The organism is Butyricicoccus intestinisimiae, from assembly GCF_018918345.1.
Classification (GTDB): Bacteria; Bacillota; Clostridia; order Oscillospirales; family Butyricicoccaceae; genus Butyricicoccus_A; species Butyricicoccus_A intestinisimiae.
On the sequence record NZ_JAHLQI010000002.1, the window covers coordinates 382,476 to 408,665 of the forward strand.

Sequence of the window (26,190 nt, forward strand, 5' to 3'; positions counted from 1 at the left end):
TTATTGTCTGATAAATTTCTGTGCCAGCCGCAAATATGCAATGGTCTTTTGACAATTATACGTCGGCACAGTTTCAAAATTTTGATTTTCCGCATAGCAGGTAGCCGGACAAAATTCACACGCATTTTTCATCGCGCATTCTGTGCAAGCTGCCGGAAGCAGAATTTTTTCTCTGGCATCACGAATTTTTTCCCAAGCGCCGGAAAATCCATATTCCGAAACAGAAAAGGACGGCACCTGCATCATGCCGCACGGACGCATTTGTCCATGATATGTTACCCAGAAAGCGGACGCGCCTGCGCGGCAGCGAATGCGCTCGGTCGGCAATTCCTGACATTCCGTCATCGGGTCATCTACAATGCCGCCTTTGAGCAATTCTTTGCATCTTTTCATCATCACATCTCTGGAAAAACGGAAGCAGTCATACGCAAAGCTCGCCTGTGCAGCTTGTTGTGCAGACAGCCGTTCATTGGAACAACAGCCATGTTCACAAGCACGTATCGGCGGGAACATATATGTTGCAGGCTGAATCGGCAAGTGCTGTTCCTCGGCAAATTTGCAAACCTCCAGCAAGTCATCGCGATTGTACGGTGTTACGCTGTAATTTAATTTCACAGGAATTCCAGTTTTCTGCAAGCCCAAAACAGCCTGATATGCTCTCTCATATGCCGATGCATCTCCGCATAATTTTTCATATGTTTCCGGACTTGCGCCGTATAATGTAATGTTGATACGCGCCGGAGCATTTCGCTTCAATCGTTTGATGATTTCCGGTGTGATGCACGTTCCGTTCGTATTGATAGAAACCGACAGCCCCAATGCCGTGCAGGCATCGTAAATATCAAAGAAATCGCGGCGGACAAACGGTTCGCCGCCGGTCAGCAACAACAGCAGCATTCCCTGCTCCTGTGCTGCTTTCGCAAGCGCAATCCACTGCTCTGTTGTCAGTTCCTCCCGTTTTGCGGCAGGGTCATTGGCTCGTTTATGGATATAGCACATTTTGCAGTCCAAATTACAGCGTGCCGTCAGCTCAAATGTGCCGGAGAGCGGCGTGCCGGTCTGGATTGCTTTATACGTCAAATAATCCACAAATCGCGAATAAGATGTCGACATACTAGTTATTCCCCCAAAGCATTTTCCAAAACTTGTACTGCGCGGATATCCGGTGTGCAGGCAAGATGATACACAGGTACAGTTTCCAGCAGTGCAGCGATTTGTTCCAGCATCATACCAGCCACCTCCTGCACCGCCTGATGTCCCATGCAATTGCGCAGAACGCGAATCACCGCTTCTACGCCCTGCAATCGTGTCGTTTCATTTTGCTGTGCCTGTTCCAGCAGTACAATCGCCCGCAGAGGCAGCTGATACGGCTGACAAATACCGCTCGTGCCGCAAAACGGCAAGCCATACGCCATTGCCGTTCCCTGCTCGATTCCCACGGCATTTTTATCTCCATTGAGAATTTCTGCCCGTCGATGCGCGTGCCACAGCTTTGCCTGCGTGGACTTTCCCACACCGGAGGGCGCCGCGAACAAAATAACGCCCTGTTCCGTGCGCACAGACGCGCTGTGCATGACGACACGGCGATGCAGCAGCAACTGATGGTTGATATCCATTCCCGCCCATAGATGCACGGAGCGCGCGATATACGGCATATCTGCCTGCGACAGATACAACGACACCTCACCCTGTTTCACCGCGTCATACACGGATATAGTCAGCGGATGCCCGTCCAGTGGGCTGAGCAGCTGCTGATACAGCGTGTCTCCGCTGCGAAACAGCCGCAGTTCATTGGTCTGCATAAGCTGTGTGCCGTGCACCTGCGGCAGCTGCTGAACGCAGGCAATCCGGCAGGTACTATTGATTTTTTCTCCCGTTTGCCGAAACGCAACCGTATTTTCGTCCTCCGCCGGCGGGACATCCGAAAGCATTCGGACGCCCAGTCCGGCGAAACAGTAATCTTTTTGATACATGGCAGCTCCTATTGGAAATGCGCCTGCATCTTGCGACGCAGGCGCATCTCTTTGTTCCTAAGCGATTGACTATTCAGTTAGGAATTGAACAGCACACTGCTGGACGTAAAGTAGCAATAACCTGCCATCGGAACGGAGCAGTTGTTATCTTCGGCAAAGTTGACGCCTGAGGAAATAATTATGTCTCCAAGTTTCGTAGGCGTGCACGAACTTCCATCCGCATGGTTATACACCTTATCACTGCAATTTGCCGCAATTGCCTCGTGGAGGGAATACGCAATCACTTCCAGCTTTGGCGCTTCATATGTCTGCTTCATGCTTCTCCTCCTTTCTTACTTCGTAATCCTAACTGTTACCACAACCGGATCGCTCTGCTTTCCGTCCTTGCTTACCGCGTAGACAGAATACGTATGCTCTCCAAGTGACAATGCTTCATCATCTGCATTGATCAGTTCTCTGTACGTGTATACCTTCGATTTTCCGCGACTTACAGCTCTCTTATTGTTCGCTGTCAATTCATTAGGTTCGTCTTTCTTATCATCAAGATAATAGTAAACCTTATCAACATCGGACGCAGACGCCTTGACCGAAAGCGTTGCAACTGTATCCTGCGTAAATGTCTTCGGTGCAGAAGCGGTCAATGTTTCCGGCACAAAGTCTGCCTTATGGTTCAATTTATCAAGAACCGTTGTCTGTAACTCAGGATCTGCAATTGCCGTAATATTCTTGGAAACCTTGATTTCGCTGAGAGCTAAAATACCAGTGCTTGAATCATTTGAAATCTGCACATACGAACCATTGTCATCCGTGATTACATCGACATTATAATACATTTCTGTCGATGTAGAAAGTGTATCTGTTTTTCCTAAGCCTGCACAAGCCACATTACCATTGATAGCCTTTGCTGCAATCTGAACCGTATCGCCTTCCGTATAGTCGTTGAGTGCAAAAGCAATCGCCGAATTAGGCATCAGATATACTTCGTTTTCCGGTCCCTGCTGCTTGTAATCCGCAATATTCCAAATATCCTGTCCGCCGTCATATTCAACATATACAGCTGCAGCTTCATTGCCGCTTACATCTACGCTATTCTTTACGAAGTCGTAAACCGATTCGTACTTGACGTTCTGTTCGGATTTCGTGTATTTATTTGCGCCATTGTTCTCACTCAGCGTATTGTATACGCGAACGCCGTCAATGTAAACGTTTGCACTTGTTGCTGCAGTTGCGCGAGCACTTCTGCTCTTTGCTGCGGTCTCTTCTACGCCGGTGCCGCCCAGCAGAACGCTGTTGTCATCCATGCAGGTTGCTTCTACTTCGGAAGCATCTACATTTTTGACGCTCATATCGTCCAGCACTTCAGCAATGGTCTGTTCGCTGACTTCGCCGTTTTCGGTCGTTTCTTCGGCAGTCTTTGCTACAACACCCGAACCATCAGTCAACCAACCATAAACTTCAACCGTGTACGTATCGCGTGTTAAATCTGTGCAGCGTACAACCGGAACCTGATAATCCAGAATACCTATACCGGAAATAATTCCTTCGTCATCACCGGCGTTATCACCGGTAAAGTAGGTATCTACCAGATAGGTCTTAACAGTGTTGCCTTCGCTGTTTTTGATGACAGTCCAAAGCATACCCGTATCCGCACCGCACTCAGAAATCAGATCAAAGCCTGTTCCGGTAAAGGTAAATGTTGCCTTATCCTGTGTTGTGACAATTCCGCCATCGTTTTTGCTCAGTGTGAGCTTTGCCCGATAAGCCGAGCCGTTGCTGAACTTGGAATCCGCTTTGTAGGATTTATCATAGCCGTGGATGCCTTCCGTTTCGAGTTTCTCGGTTGCCTGCGTTTCGTTTTCAGCCTTGCCGGTTGCCTTCCAGTCGGAATTGTCTCCCAGCTTTACGAAGCTTTCTTCGTACATGACGTTGGAAGCCGGAATGAAGGCAATCTTCGGAGAAACCTGAGAACCATCCTTAAACGTAATCGTCGCAGTTACGATAATCGGCATTTTCATAATGCTGGTAGGCGTAAAGGTAATCGAGTTATCCTGTCCGGGTGTAACTGTTGCATCGCCATACTCAGCTTTAAACGTCATTTTATCAATGGTCTTTTGAGCAGCATCGCCGGTGAGAATATCTCCAATCGGCACGTTGACCGGCTTGCCAAAGTCAACAACATATTTCGCTTGAACCTTGCTGTTGTCAACTGCGTAATGCAGGGTCAGTGTCTTACCATCTTTAGAAATATCCGCCTTTTGATACTCATACAGACCGGTTTGATACTTGGTATCTACGTTCGGCAGCAGCGTAATATCCTTGTTAAAGGTCTGTTGTTTATTCGAGCTGTTTGTAACGTATGCATCATCCGGCAAGTAATCCGCACTGTTCTTGTCGTTGCTGTTCCATTCTGTCTTATTGCCGATAACCTGTCCGTTACCGTTTTTCAGCTCGTTTGTATAGGTAGCATTCTCGCCCGGCATAACGATCTGAATATCATTCTTATTGATCTGCGCGTCAATGCTGTCATCCCAATAAACAACGTTCAGATTGGTTTCCTTCTGAACCGGCTTCAGATAAATCAGAACCAGCTTTGCCGTGTTTTTTGCAGACCATATAATACCCTTTTCAGTGCTTGCTCCTTTTGCACCGTTTACCATTGGCGTTGTTCCTGCATTCGTGGTTTCGTCCCAAACGGTTTTTTCATCATACCACTTAGAACCTGCGTCATTGGTCGTCTTATTCCATGTGATGGAATCGCTGCTATACCATACGTTTTGGTCTGTATTTTCATCACGTTTACCATCTGTCACCGTGATTTTTGAAATATCATAGTCACTGTTATTGATCGGTGCGACAATGCCGATGTCTCGATCACCCCAATAGTTAAAGATAGTCGTGGACTTCGAATACATGCCACTCTCTGCCGGAGAAACTGTGCCGTCCGGATAAACAACGGCAACCGTCAGAGCTACCTGTCCCTTACCACCAGATGAATTGTCAGTTGTTTTACTTGTAGAATAGCCCCAGTCCTTGGCATAGGTAGTAATCTCCTTGGTAACATTTGTCTTTTGCAGATAATACGCTACCAGCTGGTCACCACTCTCTAAGGAATACCATGTGCCGTCCGAGGTCTGATACTGCCAAGCGTTGTGCCAATAGCGGATATGCGTCAGCGTTGTGCCGTTAGCAGTTTGATCAACTTTTTCATCTGTAGTCTGTTTATGATTACTATCCAGACGCATGGTCTGCCAGTAGTATAATTTCGTGTTCCAGCCAGTCTCCTGAGCATATCCCTCAGTCGGAGCAAGTTTAGAAACATCTACGCCAGCTTCGGTAGTTACATTATTTGTTTTTGTCGTGATTGCTTGGTAGTAGGAATTTTTGTTATTGCTATTCTCATAAACTTGACGGTTCGTAATCCAGTATTCCAGATAGATGGGATTTGCATCCGGTGCGTTGCTCGGTGCATCTCCCACAACATTTACAGTATACGTTGCATCGCCGACCTGAGCGGTGGTTTTGCCAGCCGCTACACCGTTGAAGGTGAGCGTGGTCTGTCCGGATGCTTCCTGCGTCACAGTGCCGCTGGATGCCATGCGGGTAAAGTTGTTGGATGCATCGACATTGCCCCACTCGATTTCAGCCAACTTCCACCAACTTTTCGCACTTTGGGTCAGTTCAACCTTAATATAACGCACAGTATCAACTGTGTTCGTAAAGATTTCCTGTTTTCCTGCTACACCAGTGTAAGAGCCAATCGTTGTCCAAGTGCTTCCATCTGCAGAAACCTTTACATCAGCGTTCGTACAAACATCGCTTCCTGCCTTCGAAGGAGTTGTCAAGCGAACCGCATCAAACGGGATTGCTGTACCAAGGTCAACCTGCATGTACGCGCCCGCAGACTGTGCGGTAGGATACCAACAAAATGTGCTTGAATCGTTATCAATAAGATTACTTGACGGATAGGATTGATTGCCTTCTGTATATCCATCTTTATATCCGTTAGCTTCCGATACGCTTGCCTTTGCGTTATACGAAACACTGGATGCCTCGGTCTTTGTATACTTAGCCTCTACCGTTGCAATGCCTTCGTCCGCAGTCTTTACGTCCGAATAATTGCCGCTTACGGTTTCTGTTACCGTTCCGCCAACCGGAACAGTAATGGTCTTATCAACAGGAGCAGCTGGTGCCTTGTTCGGCTTGGAGCTGTCGGAATTGGAAGACGCAAATACCTCCGGATTGTTGGTGGCAAATGTCTTCATCAAATCCGCAATGTTCGCTTCTTCCGTGGAATTGTACGATGCACTCGGCGTATCGCACCAAACACAAATCATCGAGCCAACCGGTGTTGGGTCATTGTCGCCCGGCACATCATTATACTTGGTGTTCTGCACACCATTTTTCGCAGTTGCAATGGTGTATCCACTGCGGTTTCCAGCCTGACGTCCCAGTACATAATACCAAGCGTCATTGGTGTTCAGAATTTTGAATCCCTTGCCAGCCAAAAACGATGCACTTGCCAGAGAATAGCTACCCCAACCTTTTGACCAATAGGAAACCAAGATATCTTTGTTAAATGTACCATTCGATGTATCCTTATCATAATAGATACCATCGTTGAATGCCATCGGCGTCATGCCTGCGTTCTTAATCATGGTTGCCATCTGATTTACATAGGTAACAAAGCTACCATATTGTCCATTAGACTGCAGGTAACCAAAGCCCATGCCGTCAAACTTCTCGTATATGTCATTCGCATACTCATCTGCGCCCATATTAAAGTACTCACAGCCATTATCGGCAAAATACTTTACATACTTCTGAATGAGTGCCTGTGTAAAGGAAACCGCAGTTGTCTTTGTGACATCAATGGTGCGTGCAGAATGATTATACGCGACATCTTTCATGCCCAGAGACTCCATGCAATCAATGATGGCATCCATATGACCTGGGGAGTTGATGAGCGGAATAATCGAGATGCCCTGATCCTTAGCATAAGAGATAATCTCGTCCATCTCGTTCTGCGTCAGCTCATTGGTACCTGCATCATAATAGTTCTTGTTGCCTTGCTGAATGCCAGACTTGACGTCATCGCTGGAATAGGTCTCGTCTTCTACTGTTACAGACATATCCTCCAGCAGGAAGCGCAGTCCGTCATTGCCCACGCCCAATTCCAGATAGTTATATCCATCTGCAGAAGCGTTGTCAATGATCTTCTTGATACTGTCAACGCTGAAATACTTTCTGCCGGCATCAAGATGGACGACCTTCATGAAGTCCGTCTGCCCTCCGCTCGTTGTGTCCGCCGCAAAGCCCGTGACCGTCATGGTGCACAGCATGCAGAACACAAGGACAAGCGATAAGGCACGCTTGATCTTTTTCATTCGTCTACCTCCTTAATAGGTGTTTTATATTCAATAAACCGGAAACAACCGTTTGATAGCTGTATGCCGGGAATTTTCAACACGTCTCCCTTTTTCGCGCTATTTCATTTCAAAATCACAAAATTTATCGTTTTTTCTTGAAACACACGCGCGATTCCATCTATAAACACATTATCATTATAGAAATGCAGACGGAAAATGTCAATAGTCATATGCGCACATGTCTGCCCTTTCTCTCGCGCCATATCGGCATATTCTGCTTAAAAAATGAAGATATCTTCATTTTTCTGCCCATAAAGTTATTTTTTATCTCAACAATCCCCCACGGAGAAATTTTACCGCCATTTTGCAAATTGTCTTCAACTAACTTATCGTAAAAAGAAAACCTCTTGCACGCCATTTCATACAAGAGGTCATTTGGTCCGAGTGACAGGAGTCGAACCTGCGGCATCCTGCTCCCAAAGCAGGCGCGCTACCATCTGCGCTACACCCGGATATTCAAGTTGTCTCGTCAATACAATGTCTTGACATTTAATTAGTATACGCTATAATAAGAGCATAGTCAAGATTTTTTGACTAAATTTTTTGTGTGCATAAGCCATATGCGCCTATAAGGAGTAGAAATTATGAACAACACCGAAAAGACAATGGACAAGATCGTTGCCCTGTGCAAGGGCCGCGGCTTCGTTTACAGCGGCTCCGAGATCTACGGCGGTCTTGCTAACACCTGGGATTACGGTCCGCTTGGTGTCGAATTCAAGAATAACGTCAAGAACGCTTGGAGAAAGAAGTTCGTACAGGAGTCCCCGTACAATGTCGGTCTGGATTCCGCTATCCTGATGAACCCGATGACTTGGGTTGCTTCCGGCCATGTCGGCGGCTTCTCTGACCCGCTGATGGACTGCAAGGACTGTCACACCCGTCACCGCGCTGACCAGCTGATCGAGGACGCTACCGGCGAAAATCCGGCTGGCTGGAGCAACCAGCAGATGCGCGATTACATCGACGAAAAGCAGATCGCCTGCCCGAACTGCGGTGGTCATAACTTTACCGATATTCGTCAGTTCAACCTGATGTTCAAGACCTTCCAGGGTGTTACTGAGAACGCAAAGAACGAGCTGTACCTGCGTCCGGAGACCGCACAGGGTATCTTCGTAAACTTCCAGAATGTACAGCGCACCACCCGCCGCAAGATTCCGTTTGGCGTGGCACAGGTTGGCAAGTCCTTCCGTAACGAGATTACCCCGGGCAACTTCACCTTCCGTACCCGTGAGTTTGAGCAGATGGAGCTGGAATTCTTCTGCAAGCCGGGCACCGATCTGGAATGGTTCAAGTACTGGAAGGACACCTGCAAGAACTTCCTGCTCAGCCTCGGCATCAAGGAAGAAAACATGCGTCTGCGTGACCATGAGCAGGAAGAGCTGTCTCATTACTCCAATGCTACCACGGACATTGAGTTCCTGTTCCCGTTTGGCTGGGGCGAGCTGTGGGGCATCGCTGACCGTACCGACTTCGACCTGACCCAGCATCAGAACACCTCCGGTGTTTCTATGGAATACTTCGATCAGGAAGCCGGCGAGAAGTACATCCCATATGTTATCGAGCCGTCTCTGGGTGCTGACCGTGTTGCTCTGGCATTCCTGTGCGACGCATACGACGAGGAAGTTGTCGGTCAGGACAAGAAGGGCAAGGATGATGTCCGCGTGGTTCTGCGTCTGCATCCGGCTCTGGCTCCGTACAAGGCTGCTGTTCTGCCGCTGTCCAAGAAGCTGCATGATCAGGCTATGCCGGTATATGAAGAGCTGTCCAAGCACTTCATGATTGATTACGATGAAGCTGGTTCCATCGGCAAGCGCTATCGCCGTGAAGATGAGATTGGCACGCCGCTGTGCATCACCGTTGACTTCGAGACCGAAACCGACGGCTGTGTAACCATCCGTGACCGCGACACCATGGAGCAGATTCGTCTGCCGATCGCGGAGGTCAAGGATTACATCGCAAAGAAGTGCGAATTCTAATCAAATTCTGCTATGTCCGAAAAGCTGTCCTGTTCGCAGGACGGCTTTTCTTTTGCATGTCATGTAAAATATACTTGACATTTTATCGTGTATAGCATATACTGCAAGTACAGAAAGACAGAAGGAGGGCAGTCCATGAAAAATCTGCGGCTGAAGGCAGCGCGTGCCGGAAAAGATCTGTCTCAGCAGGCGCTGGCAGAGCTGGTCGGCGTCTCCCGCCAGACAATCAACGCCATTGAAAAAGGCGACTACAATCCAACCATTCGTTTGTGCATTGCCATTTGCAAAGCATTGGATAAAACTTTGGACGATTTATTTTGGGAGGTATAACCTATGAAAAGAAAAAATATCCGTTTACTCCCCCCGATTGCTCTTGACGAGCGTCAGAGACAGCAGATGTACCAAATTGAACACCGTGGTTTTTGGCTTGCATACTTTGGCATTTTAGCCTTGCTGCTGTTGGAAATTCTCACCAACGCCTCCGGTATATTGATCGGCTGCACCACGATTCTGCTGCTTGCCCTCAGCATATATATGGAATGTTGCTGTATTCGCCGCGGCTTGTGGGATTGGCGTCTCAAGCCCAACCCGAAAAGTAATGCCTTGATGAGCATGATTGGCGCTGTCTGTATCTTTGTCTTTACGCTGCTCGTTTACACAAAAAACGGCTATTTTGTCAATTCTCCTGCGCTGATGTACTTATGCGCCCTGATTGCCGCCTTCTTTACGTTTATTCTGACTTTTGCTTTGTTGTCTGTCACCGCTCACATATGCAACAAACGCAATGCGCGCTTAGACGAAGCGTGCGAAGAGGATGAGGATGAGGATGAGGATGAATAATCTCATATTTTCCTGTTAAATTTCCGGCAACCATGCTATACTAAAGTTGTTTGAAAGTAAATTTCTCACAGGAGGCAAAAACGCGATGGAAAAGAAAATTCCTGTCCGCAGCGAAGCGGACCCGAAATATACTTGGGCATTGGAAGATGTCTATGCAAACAACGATGTATGGAAAGCAGATTTGGAAAAAGCCCGTGCCCTGCCGGCACAGCTCGCAGCCTACAAAGGCCATCTGGGCGACAGCGCACAGAAATTATTGGAATTTTTGCAGCTCGGCGATGACATTAGCGTGTTATTTGATGCCCTGTACGGCTATGCCCAGCGCAGAAGCGATGAGGACACTGCCAATTCTCTGTATCAGGGCATGACTTCGCAGGCAATGAGCGCCATGGTCGCTGTCGATGCGGCAAGCTCTTTTGAAACACCGGAACTGCTTGCCATTCCAGATGACAAGCTGGAGCAGTTTTATCAAGAAGAACCGGCATTGGAAACCTACCGTCTGGCTCTGACCCGCATCCGCAGCAAGCGCGCACATATTCTCTCGGATGCCGAGGAAAAGCTGCTCGCTGCCGCCGGAGAGATGTCACAAGCACCGGACAGCGTCTATTCTGTCTTTGCCGATGCCGATTTGAAATTTCCGTCAGCAACCGACAAGGACGGCAATTCTCATCCGGTCACGCACGGCACTTATATTCCGCTCATGCACAGCGCTGACCGTGTTTTGCGCAAATCTGCGTTTGCATCGCTGTACAGCGTGTACGGTCAGTTCCGCAACACAGCCGCTGCGCTGCTCTCCGCACAGGTCAAGCAATTAAAGTTCTATGCCGATGCCCGCAAGTATGATTCTACGCTGCAGGCATCGTTGGACGGAAACTATGTGCCGACCGAAGTATACACCAATCTGATTTCTGCGGTACACGAAAACATGGCGCCGATGTATCGCTATGTCGATTTGCGCCGTAAGCTGCTTGGTGTCGATGAACTGCACATGTATGATCTGTACACGCCGATTGTCAGCGATGTGGATGTCAATATTCCTTATGAAGAAGCCAAACAGACGGTATATGACGCCCTCGCTTGTATGGGTGATGACTATCGTGCGATTCTCAAGGAAGGCTTTGACAATCGCTGGATTGATGTTTATGAGAACGTCGGCAAATGCTCCGGCGCATATTCTGCCGGTCTGCGCAAGCATCCGTATGTCCTGCTCAATTATTCGGGCACACTGGACAGCATGTTTACGCTGGCACACGAAATGGGTCATGCGATTCATTCGTATCTGTCCAACAAGCATCAGCCGATTGCCTATTCCAATTACAGCATCTTTGTCGCTGAAGTTGCCTCGACCTGCAACGAAGCTCTGCTCATGCAGCACTTACTCAAGACAACCGAGGACAAAAAGCGCCGTGCGTATCTCATCAACTACTTCTTGGAGCAGTTCCGCACAACGCTGTATCGTCAGACCATGTTTGCAGAGTTCGAACTGGAAATCAACCGCCGCAACGAGCGCGGTGAAAGCCTGACAGCGGAATCCCTCAATGCCCTGTATCACGAGCTGAATCATCAGTACTTTGGAGATGATATTGTCATCGACAAGGAAATTGATCTGGAATGGGCACGCATTCCGCATTTCTACTACGATTATTATGTGTATCAGTATGCGACCGGTTACTCTGCCGCTATCGCGCTGTCCCGCCGCATTCTCAAAGAAGGTGCTCCGGCAGTCAAGGACTATATTCATTTTCTGTCCGGCGGCTGCTCAACCGACCCGATTTCTCTGCTGCGCGGCGCCGGTGTTGATATGGCATCGACTGCACCGATTCATGATGCCCTGCAGCTGTTTGATGAGCTGATTACCGAAATGGAACAACTGATGGAGGAGTAAACTTCTCTGATAAAGCAGAATCTCCCGCACACTGGATTTCCGGTGTGCGGGAGATTTTTATATGTATAAAATATTTTATTTCTAGCCTTCACTGTGCGTCAAGAGCGCCCAATCTTTTTAATCTGCTCCGCACAGCTGATATGCTCCGCTTTAGTGCCATAGCAATTTCACTCATTGGCAGTGACTTTTCATACAGAGCAATCAAACAATCATCTTGTTCCTTTGTCCACGGAGCTCCCCGCATTTCTGCTCGCTCATGTTTGACAGCCAGAATGGCGTCCAGATTGTCTATCATAAAATGTTGTGCCGCTGTATTGTAAACAACTACATGATAGATGCCGGCATTACCCGTTCGTTCTTCTATGGAAATTCCATTTTTTATGCCGCTTTCTGTCGGTCGCCTTGTGCGCTCTCCGTCCAGTGCAGACGTAAATTCCAGCATTCCAATTTCAATAAGCCACGCAGAAATATCATCGTATGTGAGCTTTTGCCTATTTTCCTCATTCACCAGAGCGTTCACTCGCTTTGCAATTTCACTGGCTGTAATCGGTATTTCCGAATAAACAAACCGATTTCTTTGCTCTAACGAAACTTTCAACGGCAGTTTGGGATAGTTCTTACCAACTGTGTTCGGCTTCGTTCCACCGTTTTCAATCACTTGTCGCAGCACATCAGATACAAAAAAGAAGCATCTTGATAGGCGAACTTGATTGACAATATCTTCATCCGGCACCACGGTGTCATCAAGGGGATTGATTCCGTTCGCCAACTTATCCATATACATTTTGGCGCGTTTAATTTTTTCAAGTTCCGTCATATATGCTTCCCTCCCATACGGATAGACCAAAAATGCTCTGCCATATACATAGCAGAGCATTTAATCTGTTCCAGCTATCCTGCCCATGCATCACACAACACCGATTGTGTTGTTTATAATGATAACATATTTAGACAGAGAAGGCAAAAGCTCAAGGCGTATTTTTACACCCACCGCATCATATCCTTTTTCATCCGTTTCATAATGCGCTTTTCCAGTCGAGAAATATACGATTGCGAGATGCCGAGCAGATCCGCCACCTCTTTTTGCGTATGTTCTTCTCCATCTGTCAGGCCGAACCGCATACAGATGATGGTTTTCTCGCGCTCCGGCAGGCGGTTGAGTGCCCGATGCAGCAACTGCCGATCCACATCGTCTTCTACCGGCCGAATGACGCAGTCGGGTTCTGTGCCGAGAATGTCCGACAACAGCAATTCGTTTCCATCCCAGTCCGTGCTCAGCGGTTCATCAAAGGACACCTCGGTTTTCTGTCCGGAAACCTTGCGCAGGTGCATCAAAATCTCATTTTCGATGCACCGCGAAGCATAGGTTGCCAATTTGGTCTTTTTCTCCAAATTGTATGTCTCAATCGCTTTGATTAACCCAATTGTTCCAATGGAAATCAAATCTTCCATGTGAATGCCGGTATTTTCAAACTTCCGCGCAATGTACACAACGAGCCGCAAATTGTGTTCGATGAGCCGATCTCGGCAGGCTCGATCTCCCTGCTGAAATCCCCGCACCGCTTCCGCTTCCTGTTGTGCCGTGAGCGGCGGCGGCAAAACAATCGAGCTTCCAATGTAAAAGATACCTGTTTCCGACGGAAGCAATCCCAGCCGGCACAAAATTCCCCGCAGCTTTTCCCAAATTCGCATACCCTTCTCCTTTCACGGTTCAATGAGTCCGTCAAATTCTCCGGAGCAGATATCCGCCGCAGAAATCGCCGTCATGCAGTCATATGCCGTGCCGTTCGCCCGTCTGACGGCATCCGGATGAAAGCATGGCAGCAATCCCCCGCCACCAACGCTGTGAAATGACACGAGCCGCCATCCCGTCAGCCCGCTGCGCTGTGCTTGCTGCACCAGCTCGGCAGCATTGTCCTGTTTAAGTTCTCGCGGCACAAACCGCTGCTGTTCCGGTAAAATCCGAATCGCGGCGTCCCGTGTCAGCAGCAGCACAGGTTTTCCCGTCATCGGATCACACAGCGTGTTTCCGCTGTCCACCAACAAAAAAATCTGTGCTTGTTTTCCCTCGCAGCAGATGGAAACGCGTTCTCCGCGCGGCCGATTGCTTTTCGCCTGATTGCGAAAAACAAAACAGCTCAAGCCATATGCCAGCAGCGCTGAAGCGAACAACACCCGCCGTGACACCTGTGCGACAAGCACACCGCCCTGCATCAGGCGCGTTCCGCTCATCTGTTCCAGTGCCGTCACTGCTCCGCCAAACACAAAGGCCACAAGCAGGAGAAGCAAGGTCTGCCGCACCAGCAAGCGTACCTGCCGAATGGAAAAGGCAGTTCCCGCCATGACAGCCCCCGCCGCCATGCGCACCGGCAGTGTGGATAGAACCGGAATCACGATGCACCCGCCGGCATACAACGCACCAAGCCCCGCCGCGAGGCTCAACCGCCAAACCGCTGCCGGTCTGCCGCTCAACGCCGAGACACATCGCAGGATACAGTAATCCATTGCAAAGTTCAACGCGAACAGCACATCCAGATACACCACGCGCATCCCCTCAGCCACCTCCGTGTATCTGCTATTATAGATGGTATCTTGCGCGGAAAGCGGCGGTCTTTGTCCGCAGAAAAAAATTATTTTCCTGTCATTGGCAGTTTCGTCCTGCGTTTTATCCCCACACGCAGGACGAAACTTTTTCTATCCGTTTGACCTTCTCTCCCGCGGCGTTAGAAACGTCTGCCACAACCCGCACACGGTATTGCAGATCCCGTCCCGCTATCCAGTCCACATACGATACCGTGCTGTCAGAACAAAGCCATGTATGTTGTGTCTCCCAGTTTTCTCCATCCTTGCTGTTTTGCAGCTGTACGCGCAATATGCCGGTGTACCCCGTCGGCAAGCCAATCATGGCATTGCAATAAATTGCCGAATCAACAATCCGAATCCCGCAAAATATCTGCGTCATGGGTGCAATGGGCTGCGCCTCCTGAAACGGCGTGACATCCGGCGGCGGTGCTTGTTTGATTGTTTCCGCATTCACATCCGCCTGCATCGCGTAGCAAAAATCTTCCCATCGGCTCGTCTTGTCACTCGCCCATGCGGTACTGCCCAATGTCCCCAGAGCCAATGCAACAACCAAGCCTTGTTTTATGATTCGTCTCATATAGCCTCCTTATTGTATCTGTTCAGCGGTTTTGAGTACATCCTGTGTGTCAATGTTCTGCGCCGTCACACAATAAATCGACACGCGCAGGGCATCCGTCCAAGTCACCGTGACCATACCGTCTTTTTCCGCCACCTGTGCCGTATTTCCATGAATCTTCGTCTGAGAAGTCTGTGCGCCCTCTGTGTCAATCGACGCCGTCATCGCCGCACCGGTTGCCTTTTGAATCGTCAAATACCGCCCATCCGCCGCGGCAAAGGTATCTATAATGGTGCTCTGTGTGCGTTCTTCTTTTTGAAACGTCAGGCCATCCGGCAGCCAACGGACAGAAAAGCTCTGCACAACGGTATCCGTGTACTCAGACGGCATGGTTTGATTGTATCCGTCCGAAAAGGAATACGCAGTGCCTGTTTTGGTGCTTTTTTCCACCAAATGCAGCACATTCTCTCGAAAAGTTGGAGAGGACGCAAATGCTGTTGCGGACACAATGGTCAGCACGCAGAACACTGCCGCAGAAACCTGCATCACGTGCAGGATGGTCTTTCGTGCGTTCCGATGCCGTTTTCTGCGGAACTGCCTGCGAATAAACGCCCTCATGCGCCGGTCGGTATCTTCGGGAACGGACAGATCATGCCCCGCCTCTTTTTCTGCTTGATACTCCGTCCAAATGTGTGCACTTTCGCGCTGCATGACCTCATTCATCAGCAGAGCAAAGACGGTATCTTCCATCTGTTCCTGTAATTGCTCCTGTCTGGTCAAAGCTGTTCCTCTCCTTTCTTTGCTTCCTGCATGGCTTGGAGCGCATGTCTCCGCGCACGGGTCAGCTTCATGCGCACGCTCTTGGGCTGACAGCCAATCTGTTTGGCAAGATATTCGTCGGAATATCCCAGCATATATTTTCCGCGCAGGAGCAACGCTTCTGCTTCCGGCATCTGCTGTAATACCTGCATCAGAAGCTCTGCATTTTCTCGTGCAATCAAAATTTCATCCATCGTCGGCGCGGTCAGTTCTTCCTCCGCAACCTCTCTTGCGTGAGCTTTGACGATATCTTCATGCTTCAAGGTATTGATGGCGACATTTCGCACGACCATAGCAATATATCCCGCCTGCACACAGCGTTTTTTGCTGCGCAAAACATCCAATTTGTCCATAATGCGCAAAATACTCTCCTGCACAATATCCTCGCAGCTCATCCAGTTATTATTATACCGTCTGGCGACAGAAAACATCAACGCATGAAATTCTTCATACAGTTCGATGAGAAATTCTTGATCGTCCGGATCTGATACAGCCGAACAAATCCATGTAATCATTGGTTTCTCCTTTCGTCATATTTCATCTCTTTATTATTAAGACAAGAAACTCGCGTATTTGCAACACTTTTTCAAAAAAAAATATCTCCGCCCTCACAAGAAAAGCGGAGATATTTCTCAGATGATGTTTCTTTACTTTTCTAACGAAGAACCGCCCATCTCATTCCACAGCGGGAACGGGTTGATCTCATTCGGATCAATGCTTTCCGCGGCTTGGAGTGCCTCAGAAAAGCTGTCATATTCTGTACCGAGAGTTTTCTGCTCGTACTCGTCAAATACTCGCATTTGCTCCTGCTGTTCTGCACTGTACGCCACAGCCCGTCCTTTCGCACTGGCTTTCTGCTCTGTTTCCTGCAAATCAGAAATCGCGTCCGTGCCGAAAAATGCTGTCATGTCGTTAACTGCTTGCAATTTCCACTGACCGTCTTCTTTCACCATGGTTACATTCATAGAATCTTGTTCTATTGGCGCAGTTACTTCAATTTGGCCCTCTTCATTTTGCTCTACCAAATTTTCCCAATCTATCAATATAACATCCATCGTGGCAGATGTCCCATCCGCACTCACTTTAATATTACTGTAGGTACAATCTACAACACCTCCATCTACAGTGTATGCAATGGTGTCCTTTGCATCTTTTCTCAGATACTGTTCATTGATTTCCTTATACATTTCCCTGCAAACATTATCCGAAGAGTAATATTTGTCCATCTTTGCGTTGAAATCATCAATATATCCCTGAATTTGTTCTTCACTCAATTGGTCGGTCTTGCCGTTGTCCGATTCAAAATATCCAATCTGCAGAGCGGTATTCCGCGAGCCGATAAACGCCTCCTTGATTGCTTCATCCTCGGAATATGCATTTGCCCACATCGTGCTGCCAGCGATGCAAGCGGTCAGCGCAACTGCCGCAACGCCAAACTTAAAGCCAATTTTCATATGAAATTCCTCCTTATGTTTCTATATTTCATGTATTGTCCACTGTTGTCTTTCTATACCATAAGACAGTTTAGCACTACATAATGCAACACATTTTTCACAAATTTTCAAAAAAGTCTTTCTGACTCCAACAGAATCAGGAAATTCTCCACCTGTTATCTTATAAACCAAAAAACAGCCCATATCAAAGACGGAACACTCGCGGCAAGCACCGTTTTCAGGGTTCTTCCAATCCAAGCATCCGTGTCGGGTCTGGTTGCCGCATATTCGCCCAAGCACACCGCCGCCAGTTCCTGCAAGGCAATCGGAAGCACGCCTTGCGCCGTGCGGCTCAGTGCAAAATTCCCCTGCGCAAATCGAACAGCCAGCACAACCGCTGCGACCATGCACAAATATCCTATTGCATGAAATATTTTTCTGTTCGTTAATATTTTATCTTGTCTGTTCATGATTTGTTCTTCCCTCATCAAATCAATTCCCCACCTCTCGTGCGAGAAGTGGGGATTGATTTTATATTTTCCCAGATAGTATCTCGTTTACTCCTCTAGCGAAGAACCGCCCATCTCATTCCAGAGCGGGAACGGGTTGATCTCATTCGGATCAATGCTTTCCGCGGCTTTGAGTGCCTCAGAAAAGTTGTCATATTCTGTATAGGTCTTTTGTTGGTATTCGTTGAATGCCTGCATCTGCTCCTGCTGTTCTGTGCTGTACGCCACAGCCCGTCCTTTTGCATCGGCATTCTGCTCTGCTTCCTGCAAATCAGAAATCGCATCCGATCCAAAGAAAAGATCCGCTTGTTCCATCGACCGCAACTTCCACTGTCCATCTTCTTTGACCATTGTCACATCTGCGGAAATTTGTCCTGTCGGTGCCGTCACTTCAATTTGACCCTCTTCATTTTCCTCTACCCAATTGCCCCATTCTACAAATACCACGTGCATTGTAGCAGATGTTCTATCTTCATTCAGTTTGATATTTTCTGCTGTACAGGATAAAACGCCACCATCCACCTTACAGTCCACGACGTCCTTTGCACATTCTCTCAATACACGCTCATTCAGTTCCTTATAGTTTTCTCGAGACGGATTATCCAATGAATAATACGAATCTACTCCCGTATTAAACCGATCAATATAACCTTGAATCTGCTCATCGCTCAATTGGTCGGTTTTTCCGTTATCCGACTCGAAATGTCCAATTTGCTGGAACATATTCTGCGAGCCGATAAACGCTTCCTTGATTGCTTCATCTTCGGAATCTGCGTTAGCCCACAGTGTGCTGCCAGCGATACAAGCGGTTAATGCAATGGCAGCAATGCCAAACTTAAAACCAGTTTTCATATGAAATCCTCCTATCATCTTATAAACCAAAAAACAGCCCATATCAAAGACGGAACACTGGCGACAAGCACGGTTTTCAGCGTTCGTCCAATCCAAGCATCCGTATCCGGTCTGGTTGCCGTATATTCCCCCAAGCACACCGCCGCCAGTTCCTGCAGGGCAATCGGAATCATGCCTTGCGCCGTGCGGCTCAATGCAAAATTTCCCTGCGCAAATCGGACAGCCAGCACAACCGCCGCAGCCATGCATACATACCCTACTGCATGAAATATTTTTCTGTCCGTCAATACTTTATCTTGTCTGCTCATGCTATTCTTCCCAGCTCGCAGTTCCTGCATATTTTTCTAACGAAGAACCGCCCTTTTCATTCCACAGCGGGAACGGGTTAATCTCATGCGGATCAATGCTTTCCGCGACTTGGAGTGCCTCAGAAAAGCTGTCATACTCTGTGAACAGCGTCTTTTGTTCGTATTCCTCGAATACCTGCATCTGTTTTTTCTGTTCTTCATTAAATATAGATTTCCCGTTTGCATTGGCGTTCTGCTCCGCATCCTGCAAATCAGAAATCGCATCCCCTCCAAACCAAGCAACCATGTCGTTAATTGCTTGCAATTTCCACTGTCCATCCTCTTTCACCATGGTTACGGACATGGTGTCTTGTCCCGTTGGTGCAGTCACTTCAATCTGTCCGTATTCATTTTGCTCTACCCAATTGCCCCAACTTACGCATACAACATCCATCGTGGCAGATGTCCCATCCGCACTTAGTTTGATATGTCTGCATGTACAATCCAAAACGCCGCCATCTACCTTGTAATAAACGACATCTTTTGCGTCTTTTCTCAGACGCTGTTCGTTGATTTCCTTATATGTCTGTCTGCAAACATTATCCGCAGAATAGTATTTGTCCATCTCTGCGTTAAAATCATCAATATATCTCTGAATCTGTTCTTCGCTCAGTTGGTCGGTCTTTCCGTTGTCCGACTCAAAATATCCAATCCGCTGAGAGATATTCTGTGAGCCGATAAACGCTTCCTTGATTGCCTCATCCTCGGAATGTGCGTTTTTCCACAGTGTACTGCCAGCGATGCAAGCGGTCAGCACGACTGCCGCAATGCCAAACTTAAAACCAGTTTTCATATGAAACCACTCCTTATGTTTCTATATTTCATGTATTGTCCACTGTTGTCTTTCTATACCATAAGACAGCTTGACACCGCACGGTGCAACACCGTTTTGCAAAATTGCAAAAAAAATTCCCCGACTCGCTGGAATCGGGAAATTCTCCACCTGTTATCTTATAAACCAAAAAACAGCTGCAAAAATTTTTATTTTTTTCTTTTCGTGTATTTGTCCAGTGCCCGTGCCGCATACACAACAATAACTACAATCAAGCCAAGAACAACAACATTCAAGATCTGCGTGAAAATTTCTGCCATATTCTCCCCAATCAATCGACAAACCAAATCGCATACCAAACAAATGCCGGAATGCCCGCCGCTACAATCGCCGCCAAGGTTCTTGGAAACCAATTTTCCGTATACGGTCGAGTAATGGCAAAGACAGCAAAGCAAATAGCCGCAATGACTTCCAATACAATCGGAATCACGCCCTCTGCCGTGTAGTTTAGAATGTCAAATTGGCTAAATACAACCGCAGTGATAACAGCCGCCGCCACAAAGACAAAACCAACCATCAGCAGATTTTTTCTCCATAATCTCATGGCATTCTCCCCTCTCTGTACGTCAGCACCATAATGCGCTAAATTAAATGTAATCAGATCATTTTTTTGTATCAACGTTATTCCGCTTCTTTTGCGCCTTCCGACTGCAAAATCAGTCCGATGCACTGCATAAACTGCCCAAAAGTGTCGGTCAGCCGCACCAGATACTCTCTGCCTTTTGGCGTGATGCCGTAATACTGGCGCTTTCTGCCATCCGGTGCCACGCGTTTTTTCAGCTCGTCAATGTACTCAAACTTAACCATGCGGTAAATCACCGAATACGGGAACACGATGCGAAACTTTCCATCGCTGCGCCGTTCCAGCTCGTCCGGAATTTCGCCGATATACATTTCTCTCTCGTTGAGCAAAAACAACACGAGCATCTCCGACACTGCTTTTTTGAGATTTTCTTCCAATCCCTGCACCGAGCCGCTGCGCTCCGGCACATCCGTTGTGTTTGGCTGTCTTCCCATTTTTCTGCCTCCCTCACAATTGTTACTATTAGTATAACACGGCTTTCGTATTCCTGCAATAACAAAAATTTGAAATGACAGATTTTTAAGAATCATCCAAATCGCTTGAGCGACAGCACGACACGCCCCTTTTTGCTCTCGCCTAAAATTTCCGCAATCTCTCCGCGTCCGGTGCCGCGCAGCGTAATGCGGTCATGCACCGCAATTTCCTTGTCTGTATGGATACATTCCTGCTGATTGACAAACACTTTTCCTGCACGGATGGCGTCCGCCGCCTTGGCGCGCGACATGCGGAACAGCGATGCCGTCACGGCATCCAGCCGCATAGATGCGACCGTATCGCGCAGCATGGTCACTTTTTCTTCGGGAACAATCAATTGCGTGAGCGGAATTTCTTCCGTCTGCAAATGCTTGCGTCCCGCTTGGCTGTAATGCATGAACAGATACGGCGCAATGTCTTTGAGCACAAGAATATCTGCGCCGTGTTCGCTGACCAAAATATCTCCGATGCCGTCGCGGCGCAGTCCCAAGCCCATCAGCGAACCGAGATAATCCCGATGCGTCAGCGCGTCATTTTTGCTGCGCAAACAGCGAATGACAACAATCGGGCAGTCCTCTCCCTCTGTCGGCACGGCATCCATCCATTCCGGCAGAAAAAAGACCATGCGGCGTTCCGCCTGCTCATATCCGCCCCAGAAAATACCGCGTTCTCCCAGACCGCGCAGCAGCCGATCTGCCAGCGCCGCCTCGTGCATATCCAAAAATTTTGTGTGCGTCAGATAGCACTTTTCACGGCAGGTCTCCGCCTTCTGCGCGAGCTGCGTGAGCAAAATTCGTTCTTCCTGTGTGCGCGCAATGCCGCTGATGATATCGTTTGTACTCGCCATGTATCTATGTCCTCTTTCTTTCGACTGCATTTGTGAATTTTCCTCGTTTCCAAGTAAAATCTATTGTACTGCGTCAATATCTGTATTACAATAAGGAAAGGTTAAAAAGACCCGAAAGGATGATTGGATGGTTCGAGATGATGTGCTGCGCACACTGGAAGAGCACCGCGGAGAGCAAATCTCCGGCGGCACACTGGCACGGAAATTGGGCGTGTCCCGCACAGCAATATGGAAGGCGGTTTCCTCTCTGCGCGAGATGGGATTTCCCATCACCTCAGCAGCCGGCGGAGGCTATTGCTTGGATGAATCGAGTGATGCCTTGTCTGAAGCTGGCATTTCTATGAATCTGACAACTCGGTACGCCGCACAGCATCTGTGTGTGCTGTCCACGGTGGATTCTACCAACAATTATCTCAAGCAGCGCGCCGCAGACCTGCCCCATGGATATGCCGTCGTCGCAGACTGCCAGACCGCCGGCCGCGGCAGACTGGGACGGAGCTTTGTATCTCCTTCCGGCAGCGGCATCTATATCAGTCTGCTGCTGCGCCCCAACATCCCGCTGGAACGCATGCATCTGATGACGGTCGGCGCCGCCATCGCCGCCTGCGAGGCAATTCAAGAAACTGCCGGTTTTACGCCGGACATCAAATGGGTCAATGACGTACTCATGCACGGCAAAAAGCTGTGCGGTATTTTGACCGAGGCTTCCATCGAGGCGGAAACTGGTCAACTGTCCTATGTCATTGTCGGCATTGGTCTCAATGTCCGCACACCGGCCGGCGGTCTTGCGCCGGAAATCGCAGATATTGCAGGCTGTTTGGAGGACTTCGCCCCGCACGCCGTCCGCCGCAACGCGCTGGCAGCATCTTTTTTCAATCACATGGAGTCTTGCTGCGATCTCATCGCGGCTGGTCAGACCGATGCTTTGATTAACCGCTACCGCTCGTTCATTCATTTTCTCGGACAACCGATTACTGTCATCCGTTTTGACAAACGGGAACCGGCAACGGCGGTTGGCATTGATTCCAACGGTCATCTCATCATTGAGCAGAACGGCCAGCGCAGCACACTGGTCGCCGGAGAAATCAGCATCCGGCTTCCGGAACAGACGCGCTGAGCATCTGTCTCCCCATAGTAAGGAGTTTTATTTCAAATGAAAGATTGTGTCATCATCGGAAAGGGTCCGGCAGGACTGTCTGCTGCATTGTATGTTCGACGCGCAGGCTATACGCCGCTTGTCATCGGGCGCGATTCCGGTGCTCTCGGCCAGAGCCATCGCATCGAAAATTATTTCGGTCTGGCAGAACCGGTCAGCGGTGACGAATTGTTCCGCCGCGGTTTGGTACAGGTCGAACGTCTTGGCATTGAAGTGATCAGCGATGAAGTCGTATCCATTCGCGAATCCAACGGTTTTATCGTAAACACATCCTCTGGCAACAGCTACACGGCGCGCACGATTTTGCTGGCAACCGGAAAACAGCGTATTTCTTCCAATCTGGACGCCGATCATCTGATTGGTTACGGCGTCAGCCACTGCGCGCAGTGTGACGGTTTCCTGATGCGCGGCCGTTCGCTCGCCGTTGTCGGCAGCGGCGACCACGCCGTCGCAGAGCTCAACCATCTGCGCCCGCTGACGGAACATCTTCGCCTGTTTACAAACGGCGCAACCATCACCACCCACAACATTCCGTCGGATATTCCGATTGTGACCGAGCCGATTACCGAGCTGCGCACGGATGATTTCGGCATGCTGTCCGGCATCCAGACGGAAAAGCAGCTGTATCCGACAGAGGGTCTGTTCTTAGCACAAGGCATCGCTTCCGCGGCGGATTTCGCCCGCCGCATGGGCGTCATCATGGACGACGGCGACGTCAAGATCGACCGCAGCTATCAGACCAATGTACCGGGTCTGTTCGCAGCCGGTGACTGTGTCGGCGGTGTCCTGCAAATTGCCAAGGCTGTGGCAGACGGCGCCATCGCCGGACTCAACATCAGTGAGTTTTTGCGAAACGCACCGCAAAAGGAAGATTCTCAGGCATAACAACCAAAGCGGCAGAGGATGATGCATCCTCTGCCGCTGTTTCTTTCAAACATAAAAGCGCCGATACCGTCCGCAGCGGACAGCATCGGCGCATCGTTTTTCTTCGGATAAAGCTAGCGAAAGTTAAATTTCCATGATGACCGGAAGGATCATCGGGCTTCTCTTGGTCTTGCGGTAGAGGAACTCAGACAGATCGTTTTTGACATTTGCCTTGATGGTCGTCCAATCGCGGACGTGATCATCCAAGCAGCGATCCAGCGCACGCTGAGAAATGCGGCGCAGCTCCTCCATGAGGTCTTCTGCTTCCTTGACGTAAATAAAGCCGCGGGAAACAATGTCCGGACCCGCGATGACAATGCCGCTCTCGCTGTCCAGCGTCACAACGACAACCAGCAGACCGTCTTCGGACAAATGCTTTCTGTCGCGCAGAACAGCCGTGCCGACATCACCGATGCCAAGACCGTCAACCAATACCTTGCCGGACGGAACCGGATTGGCAAGGCGCGCAGATTTCGCGGTGATTTCTACCGGACGTCCAATGTCCGTGATGATGACGCGGCGCGGGTGCACACCGGTCTGTACAGCAAGCTCTCCGTGACGGCGCAGCATGCGATACTCACCGTGCACCGGAATGAAGTACTTCGGCTTGATCAGCGACAGCATCAGCTTGAGTTCTTCCTGACAAGCATGACCGGAAACGTGAATAATCGCGGAGCGATCATAGATGACTTCCGCGCCCTTTTTGCTCAGCTCGTTAATCATCTTGGTCACCGACTTCTCGTTGCCCGGAATCGCAGACGCGGAAATAATGACCTTATCTCCCGAGCCAATGTCTACCTGCTTGTGGCTGGAAAATGCCATCCGGTACAGGGCACTCATTGCCTCACCCTGCGAGCCGGTGCACACAACGACAACCTTGCTCTTCGGGTAGCGATTGACCTCGGAAATATCAATGAGCACATTTTTCGGCACATTGAGGTATCCCAGCTCCATTGCCACATTGGAGATGTTCTCCATGCTTCGGCCGCAGATGGCTACCTTTCTGCCGTTGTGATGTGCGGCGTCTACAACCTGCTGTACACGATAAATGTTGGAGGCAAACGTCGCAACAACAATGCGCTGGTCACAGCCCTTAAACTGTGCCTCAAACGTCTTGCCGACCTCCATCTCACTCGGTGTATAGCCCGGACGCTCAACATTGGTCGAATCGCTCATCAGCGCCAGCACGCCCTTCTTGCCCAGCTCACCAAAGCGGGTCAGGTCAATCATCTCACCGGATACCGGCGTCGGATCAATCTTAAAGTCACCGGTGTGAATGATGGTGCCCAGCGGGGTGCGAATCGCCAAAGCGACTGCATCTGCAATCGAATGATTGGTATGAATCAGCTCAATGTCAAAGCAGCCCAGCTTGATGTGATCGCCTGCCTTGACGCAGTTGATCTTGACCTGCTTGGTCATGCGGTGCTCCTCAAACTTGGAACTCAGGATACCTGCCACCAGACGCGTGCAATAGACCGGAACATTCAGCTCTTTGAGCACATACGGCAGTGCACCGATGTGATCCTCGTGGCCGTGCGTGATGACAATGCCGCGCACCTTGTTCTTGTGCCGGCGCAGATACGTGACATCCGGAATGACCAGATCGACGCCCAGCAAATCATTGTCCGGAAACGCCATGCCGCAGTCAATGACAAAAATGTCCTGTCCGTACTCCACGACCGTCATGTTCTTGCCGATCTCATTGAGTCCGCCCAACGGTATAATCTTCAGTTTTTCTTTCATAAATGCGTACCACTTTCCTTTACATGAACGCACACGCGGGATGCATGGCCTCTGATACAGGCACAGCAAAACAGCGCACCGGCACTTCCGGTTCCGCTGTATTCGGCATCCCGCAGCGCGGAATGAGATTTGATTTTTCGTATTTGCTATTACTTTATCCTGAAACCGCCGTGGTCCACACACGACAGCCAAACGTCAAAAACTATTATTAGTATAGCACAGTTTTTTCTGGATGTACACCCATTTGCCGGTTTTCAGATTCATATACCCTCTGAATTTTTTCGACCAGATGCCAGCCGCTTTGTAACCATCTCCGGATTTCTGTAACCGTTTGTCATCGTTGTAACCTTGTTATTTTTCCGAATTTTCGCCGTTTTTATTGCCAATTTCACCAATTTCAGCCGTTTGTTCTTGTATAAAATGTCTGAATTT

25 protein-coding genes and 1 tRNA gene are annotated in these 26,190 nt (G+C 49.0%); 6 read left to right on the forward strand and 20 right to left on the reverse strand.

The features are described from left to right. The 5 genes from KQI75_RS05300 to KQI75_RS05320 all read right to left on the reverse strand — a co-directional run bounded on the left by KQI75_RS05300 (position 1) and on the right by KQI75_RS05320 (position 7,851). Entirely contained in the window at positions 1 to 1,113 is a 1,113-nt protein-coding gene (locus KQI75_RS05300) for a radical SAM protein (protein WP_216469686.1), read from the reverse strand. 5 nt (positions 1,114 to 1,118) lie between these two features. After that, positions 1,119 to 1,973 (reverse strand): hypothetical protein, encoded by an 855-nt coding sequence (locus KQI75_RS05305; RefSeq protein WP_216469687.1) that lies wholly within the window; start codon positions 1,971 to 1,973, stop codon positions 1,119 to 1,121. A gap of 77 nt (positions 1,974 to 2,050) precedes the next feature. Then, a complete protein-coding gene (locus KQI75_RS05310) occupies positions 2,051 to 2,290 on the reverse strand; it encodes a hypothetical protein (RefSeq protein ID WP_216469688.1) in 240 nt (79 codons plus the stop codon). A 15-nt stretch (positions 2,291 to 2,305) separates the two neighbouring features. Next, the gene (locus KQI75_RS05315) at positions 2,306 to 7,357 is read right to left on the reverse strand and encodes a family 20 glycosylhydrolase (RefSeq protein ID WP_216469689.1); all 5,052 of its coding nucleotides are present in this window, start codon (positions 7,355 to 7,357) and stop codon (positions 2,306 to 2,308) included. Positions 7,358 to 7,775: 418 nt separating this feature from the next. Beyond that, positions 7,776 to 7,851 (reverse strand) — tRNA-Pro (locus KQI75_RS05320). 132 nt (positions 7,852 to 7,983) lie between these two features. Here KQI75_RS05320 and KQI75_RS05325 point away from each other — a divergent pair. From KQI75_RS05325 to pepF, 4 genes are all read left to right on the forward strand, one after another. Then, entirely contained in the window at positions 7,984 to 9,375 is a 1,392-nt protein-coding gene (locus KQI75_RS05325) for a glycine--tRNA ligase (protein ID WP_216469690.1), read from the forward strand. Between the two features lie 135 nt (positions 9,376 to 9,510). Further along, positions 9,511 to 9,705, forward strand: coding sequence for a helix-turn-helix transcriptional regulator (locus tag KQI75_RS05330; protein WP_216469691.1), 195 nt, complete (start codon positions 9,511 to 9,513; stop codon positions 9,703 to 9,705). A gap of 3 nt (positions 9,706 to 9,708) precedes the next feature. Beyond that, the gene (locus KQI75_RS05335) at positions 9,709 to 10,215 is read left to right on the forward strand and encodes a DUF6773 family protein (protein WP_216469692.1); all 507 of its coding nucleotides are present in this window, start codon (positions 9,709 to 9,711) and stop codon (positions 10,213 to 10,215) included. A gap of 85 nt (positions 10,216 to 10,300) precedes the next feature. Beyond that, positions 10,301 to 12,100, forward strand: a complete 1,800-nt coding sequence (pepF, locus tag KQI75_RS05340; protein WP_216469693.1) for an oligoendopeptidase F — start codon at positions 10,301 to 10,303, stop codon at positions 12,098 to 12,100. Positions 12,101 to 12,188: 88 nt separating this feature from the next. Here pepF and KQI75_RS05345 read toward each other — a convergent pair whose 3' ends face one another. From KQI75_RS05345 to KQI75_RS05410, 14 genes are all read right to left on the reverse strand, one after another. Beyond that, complete coding sequence (locus tag KQI75_RS05345) at positions 12,189 to 12,917, reverse strand: hypothetical protein (RefSeq protein ID WP_216469694.1); 729 nt, start codon at positions 12,915 to 12,917, stop codon at positions 12,189 to 12,191. Positions 12,918 to 13,081: 164 nt separating this feature from the next. Next, positions 13,082 to 13,792 carry an RNA polymerase sporulation sigma factor SigE gene (sigE, locus tag KQI75_RS05350; protein WP_216469695.1) on the reverse strand — a complete coding sequence of 237 codons (711 nt, stop codon included), beginning with the start codon at positions 13,790 to 13,792 and terminating at the stop codon, positions 13,082 to 13,084. Between the two features lie 12 nt (positions 13,793 to 13,804). Beyond that, the gene (locus tag KQI75_RS05355) at positions 13,805 to 14,650 is read right to left on the reverse strand and encodes a sigma-E processing peptidase SpoIIGA (protein WP_216469696.1); all 846 of its coding nucleotides are present in this window, start codon (positions 14,648 to 14,650) and stop codon (positions 13,805 to 13,807) included. Between the two features lie 115 nt (positions 14,651 to 14,765). Beyond that, positions 14,766 to 15,260 carry a hypothetical protein gene (locus KQI75_RS05360; protein ID WP_216469697.1) on the reverse strand — a complete coding sequence of 165 codons (495 nt, stop codon included), beginning with the start codon at positions 15,258 to 15,260 and terminating at the stop codon, positions 14,766 to 14,768. A 9-nt stretch (positions 15,261 to 15,269) separates the two neighbouring features. Continuing rightward, positions 15,270 to 16,019: a DUF4367 domain-containing protein gene (locus KQI75_RS05365; RefSeq protein ID WP_216469698.1), complete on the reverse strand. Its 750-nt coding sequence runs from the start codon at positions 16,017 to 16,019 to the stop codon at positions 15,270 to 15,272. Continuing rightward, positions 16,016 to 16,573, reverse strand: coding sequence for an RNA polymerase sigma factor (locus tag KQI75_RS05370; protein ID WP_216469699.1), 558 nt, complete (start codon positions 16,571 to 16,573; stop codon positions 16,016 to 16,018). The genes KQI75_RS05365 and KQI75_RS05370 overlap by 4 nt, the downstream gene beginning before the upstream one ends. Positions 16,574 to 16,705: 132 nt before the next feature. Continuing rightward, entirely contained in the window at positions 16,706 to 17,512 is an 807-nt protein-coding gene (locus KQI75_RS05375; RefSeq protein WP_216469700.1) for a hypothetical protein, read from the reverse strand. A gap of 155 nt (positions 17,513 to 17,667) precedes the next feature. Then, complete coding sequence (locus KQI75_RS05380) at positions 17,668 to 17,898, reverse strand: hypothetical protein (protein WP_216469701.1); 231 nt, start codon at positions 17,896 to 17,898, stop codon at positions 17,668 to 17,670. A gap of 150 nt (positions 17,899 to 18,048) precedes the next feature. Further along, a complete protein-coding gene (locus tag KQI75_RS05385) occupies positions 18,049 to 18,852 on the reverse strand; it encodes a hypothetical protein (RefSeq protein WP_216469702.1) in 804 nt (267 codons plus the stop codon). Between the two features lie 14 nt (positions 18,853 to 18,866). Beyond that, positions 18,867 to 19,160, reverse strand: coding sequence for a hypothetical protein (locus KQI75_RS05390; RefSeq protein WP_216469703.1), 294 nt, complete (start codon positions 19,158 to 19,160; stop codon positions 18,867 to 18,869). Position 19,161: 1 nt separating this feature from the next. Continuing rightward, the gene (locus KQI75_RS05395) at positions 19,162 to 19,992 is read right to left on the reverse strand and encodes a hypothetical protein (protein ID WP_216469704.1); all 831 of its coding nucleotides are present in this window, start codon (positions 19,990 to 19,992) and stop codon (positions 19,162 to 19,164) included. Between the two features lie 310 nt (positions 19,993 to 20,302). Next, positions 20,303 to 20,575 (reverse strand): hypothetical protein, encoded by a 273-nt coding sequence (locus tag KQI75_RS05400; RefSeq protein ID WP_216469705.1) that lies wholly within the window; start codon positions 20,573 to 20,575, stop codon positions 20,303 to 20,305. 77 nt (positions 20,576 to 20,652) lie between these two features. Then, positions 20,653 to 21,048 carry a PadR family transcriptional regulator gene (locus KQI75_RS05405; protein ID WP_216469706.1) on the reverse strand — a complete coding sequence of 132 codons (396 nt, stop codon included), beginning with the start codon at positions 21,046 to 21,048 and terminating at the stop codon, positions 20,653 to 20,655. A gap of 92 nt (positions 21,049 to 21,140) precedes the next feature. Continuing rightward, positions 21,141 to 21,935, reverse strand: a complete 795-nt coding sequence (locus tag KQI75_RS05410) for a YlmH family RNA-binding protein (RefSeq protein ID WP_216469707.1) — start codon at positions 21,933 to 21,935, stop codon at positions 21,141 to 21,143. Positions 21,936 to 22,062: 127 nt separating this feature from the next. On the opposite strand from KQI75_RS05410, the gene KQI75_RS05415 reads away from it, so the two are divergent. Further along, positions 22,063 to 23,052, forward strand: coding sequence for a biotin--[acetyl-CoA-carboxylase] ligase (locus KQI75_RS05415; RefSeq protein ID WP_216469708.1), 990 nt, complete (start codon positions 22,063 to 22,065; stop codon positions 23,050 to 23,052). Between the two features lie 36 nt (positions 23,053 to 23,088). Next, the gene (locus KQI75_RS05420; RefSeq protein WP_216469709.1) at positions 23,089 to 23,976 is read left to right on the forward strand and encodes an NAD(P)/FAD-dependent oxidoreductase; all 888 of its coding nucleotides are present in this window, start codon (positions 23,089 to 23,091) and stop codon (positions 23,974 to 23,976) included. A gap of 123 nt (positions 23,977 to 24,099) precedes the next feature. On the opposite strand, the gene KQI75_RS05425 is transcribed toward KQI75_RS05420, so the two are convergent. Beyond that, positions 24,100 to 25,758, reverse strand: a complete 1,659-nt coding sequence (locus KQI75_RS05425) for a ribonuclease J (protein WP_216469710.1) — start codon at positions 25,756 to 25,758, stop codon at positions 24,100 to 24,102. Positions 25,759 to 26,190: the final 432 nt, after the last annotated feature.

Excerpts from the sequence above, each read along its gene's own strand:
- sigE (WP_216469695.1), bottom strand. The coding sequence starts at position 13,792 with ATGCGAATTTGGGAAAAGCTGCGGGGAATTTTGTGCCGGCTGGGATTG.
- KQI75_RS05405 (WP_216469706.1), bottom strand. The coding sequence starts at position 21,048 with ATGGGAAGACAGCCAAACACAACGGATGTGCCGGAGCGCAGCGGCTCG.
- KQI75_RS05315 (WP_216469689.1), bottom strand. The coding sequence starts at position 7,357 with ATGAAAAAGATCAAGCGTGCCTTATCGCTTGTCCTTGTGTTCTGCATG.
- KQI75_RS05400 (WP_216469705.1), bottom strand. The coding sequence starts at position 20,575 with ATGAGATTATGGAGAAAAAATCTGCTGATGGTTGGTTTTGTCTTTGTG.
- KQI75_RS05335 (WP_216469692.1), top strand. The coding sequence starts at position 9,709 with ATGAAAAGAAAAAATATCCGTTTACTCCCCCCGATTGCTCTTGACGAG.
- KQI75_RS05300 (WP_216469686.1), bottom strand. The coding sequence starts at position 1,113 with ATGTCGACATCTTATTCGCGATTTGTGGATTATTTGACGTATAAAGCA.
- KQI75_RS05395 (WP_216469704.1), bottom strand. The coding sequence starts at position 19,992 with ATGAAAACTGGTTTTAAGTTTGGCATTGCGGCAGTCGTGCTGACCGCT.
- KQI75_RS05420 (WP_216469709.1), top strand. The coding sequence starts at position 23,089 with ATGAAAGATTGTGTCATCATCGGAAAGGGTCCGGCAGGACTGTCTGCT.
- KQI75_RS05330 (WP_216469691.1), top strand. The coding sequence starts at position 9,511 with ATGAAAAATCTGCGGCTGAAGGCAGCGCGTGCCGGAAAAGATCTGTCT.
- KQI75_RS05325 (WP_216469690.1), top strand. The coding sequence starts at position 7,984 with ATGAACAACACCGAAAAGACAATGGACAAGATCGTTGCCCTGTGCAAG.
- KQI75_RS05310 (WP_216469688.1), bottom strand. The coding sequence starts at position 2,290 with ATGAAGCAGACATATGAAGCGCCAAAGCTGGAAGTGATTGCGTATTCC.
- KQI75_RS05385 (WP_216469702.1), bottom strand. The coding sequence starts at position 18,852 with ATGAAAACTGGTTTTAAGTTTGGCATTGCTGCCATTGCATTAACCGCT.
- KQI75_RS05305 (WP_216469687.1), bottom strand. The coding sequence starts at position 1,973 with ATGTATCAAAAAGATTACTGTTTCGCCGGACTGGGCGTCCGAATGCTT.
- KQI75_RS05415 (WP_216469708.1), top strand. The coding sequence starts at position 22,063 with ATGGTTCGAGATGATGTGCTGCGCACACTGGAAGAGCACCGCGGAGAG.
- KQI75_RS05390 (WP_216469703.1), bottom strand. The coding sequence starts at position 19,160 with ATGAGCAGACAAGATAAAGTATTGACGGACAGAAAAATATTTCATGCA.
- KQI75_RS05370 (WP_216469699.1), bottom strand. The coding sequence starts at position 16,573 with ATGATTACATGGATTTGTTCGGCTGTATCAGATCCGGACGATCAAGAA.
- KQI75_RS05355 (WP_216469696.1), bottom strand. The coding sequence starts at position 14,650 with ATGCGCGTGGTGTATCTGGATGTGCTGTTCGCGTTGAACTTTGCAATG.
- pepF (WP_216469693.1), top strand. The coding sequence starts at position 10,301 with ATGGAAAAGAAAATTCCTGTCCGCAGCGAAGCGGACCCGAAATATACT.
- KQI75_RS05375 (WP_216469700.1), bottom strand. The coding sequence starts at position 17,512 with ATGAAAATTGGCTTTAAGTTTGGCGTTGCGGCAGTTGCGCTGACCGCT.
- KQI75_RS05360 (WP_216469697.1), bottom strand. The coding sequence starts at position 15,260 with ATGAGACGAATCATAAAACAAGGCTTGGTTGTTGCATTGGCTCTGGGG.
- KQI75_RS05345 (WP_216469694.1), bottom strand. The coding sequence starts at position 12,917 with ATGACGGAACTTGAAAAAATTAAACGCGCCAAAATGTATATGGATAAG.
- KQI75_RS05425 (WP_216469710.1), bottom strand. The coding sequence starts at position 25,758 with ATGAAAGAAAAACTGAAGATTATACCGTTGGGCGGACTCAATGAGATC.
- KQI75_RS05410 (WP_216469707.1), bottom strand. The coding sequence starts at position 21,935 with ATGGCGAGTACAAACGATATCATCAGCGGCATTGCGCGCACACAGGAA.
- KQI75_RS05380 (WP_216469701.1), bottom strand. The coding sequence starts at position 17,898 with ATGGTCGCAGCGGTTGTGCTGGCTGTTCGATTTGCGCAGGGGAATTTT.